General features: G+C 37.3%; 1 protein-coding gene. It reads right to left on the bottom strand.

Translation table 11 applies throughout. From position 1 onward, the window contains the following. The coding region (locus AC0IWT_RS19995) for a cupin domain-containing protein (protein ID WP_471798511.1) at positions 1-194 on the bottom strand (194 nt) is incomplete at its 3' end. Positions 195-249 lie beyond the last annotated feature (55 nt).

Raw genomic sequence — 249 nt, forward strand, 5'->3', positions numbered from 1 at the left:
AATAAAAAAACATCGCCAGAACGAAAAGGATGCATGTCATGACCGGCAATTAGGGGTCCTTCTCCTTTTTCGATGAAGGTAATCTGCCACTCATCATGCCTGTGAAGAGACTGATAGAAGAACGGAAGTTCAATATGCTCTGATATTACACTTTTGTCATCAGGAACAAGCATCGTAAATTGTAGTACCTTCATTGTTTGCTTTGTTTAGAGTTGTTTGATTTGCAAAAACAATGTAAGTATATTAACC

The sequence above is a fragment of the Pedobacter sp. AC464 genome, from assembly GCF_979253075.1.